The 1,178-nt window shown below is 69.3% G+C and carries 2 protein-coding genes; both read left to right on the forward strand.

Annotated features, from left to right (window positions below; translation table 11 throughout):
• A partial coding sequence (locus Q4C89_RS06890; RefSeq protein ID WP_303101870.1) for a metallophosphoesterase occupies window positions 1-717 on the forward strand: 717 nt, incomplete at its 5' end.
• Window positions 714-1,178 carry a tRNA (cytidine(34)-2'-O)-methyltransferase gene (locus Q4C89_RS06895; RefSeq protein ID WP_303101871.1) on the forward strand — a complete coding sequence of 155 codons (465 nt, stop codon included), beginning with the start codon at window positions 714-716 and terminating at the stop codon, window positions 1,176-1,178. The genes Q4C89_RS06890 and Q4C89_RS06895, both read left to right, overlap by 4 nt.

The following is a 1,178-nucleotide window of genomic DNA, read 5'->3' on the forward strand; positions in this document are numbered from 1 at the left end:
GGCTGCGCCGACGAACTGCGCGACCTGCTCGGCGTGCTGGGCTACCGCCTGCGCAAATCGAATCTGACGCCGCCCGCCGGACGCCAACTGATTTTCGTGGGCGACCTGGTCAACCGGGGGCCGGACACGGCAGGCGTGCTGGAACTGGTGATGCGGGCTGCCGACGCCGGACACGCGCGCGCCGTGATGGGCAACCATGACCGCAAGCTGCTGCGGGCGCTGGACGGGCAACGCGTGAATGCGTCCGGGCCAGTGGCCCCCTCGCTGCGGCAACTGGAACGGCGGCCCGCCGCTTTCCGGGCGCAGGTGACCGAGTTTCTGAACGATTTGCCGCCCCGACTGGAGCTGGACGGGGGCCGGGTGGTGGTCGTTCACGCGGGCGACCTGCCCCACGCCCCCGACGCCGAGCGCCGCGAGTACAACATCGCCGGGCGCAAAACGGGCCGCCGTGACGCGCTGGGGCTGGCTGAGCGGCACGACTGGGTCACGCCCTACCGCGAGCAGGCGCTGGTGGTCTATGGGCATACGCCTGTGCCAGAGCCGCAGCAGCGGGGGCGCACCCTCAATCTGGACACGGGTTGCGTATACGGCGGGCAATTGACGGCGCTGCGCTATCCCGAAATGGAACTACCCAGCGTCCCGGCGCGGCGGGCCTACGCCACGGGCAAACGTTGGCGGGTGCTGTCGGCGCTGGAAGGGGCAGAATCGGAGGAATGACACCGACTCCCCTTTTGCACATCGTCCTGTTCGAGCCGGAAAAGGCAGGCAACGTGGGCAACGTCGCCCGCACCTGCTCGGTGCTGGGGGCCGAACTGCACCTGATTCGGCCTTTCGGCTTCCACCTGCATGACCGCGAATTTCGCCGCGCCGTGATGGACTACCTTCAGGGCGTGACCCTGCACGAGTACGCGGGCTGGACGGACTTTCAGAACCAGTTGCCCGCCGATGCCCGCGTGTTCGCCTTTTCTACCCACGCCACGCAACTGCACACCCGCGCGGACTTCGTGCGCGGCGACTACCTGCTGTTCGGCCCCGAATCGCGTGGGCTTCCGGTCTGGCTGCGCGACGCCCTGCCCAAGCTGAAACTGCCGCAGCCCGGCGGGGGCCGCAGCCTCAATCTGGCGGTGGCGGCGGGCGCGGCGGCGTTTGAAGCCGGGCGGCAGATTGAGGGGTGGTGA

This window comes from Deinococcus sp. (assembly GCF_030523985.1).
Taxonomy (GTDB): domain Bacteria; phylum Deinococcota; class Deinococci; order Deinococcales; family Deinococcaceae; genus Deinococcus.

Bases quoted from the DNA above. Each gene is read 5' to 3' on its own strand.
- Q4C89_RS06895 (WP_303101871.1), top strand. From the start codon at position 714: ATGACACCGACTCCCCTTTTGCACATCGTCCTGTTCGAGCCGGAAAAG.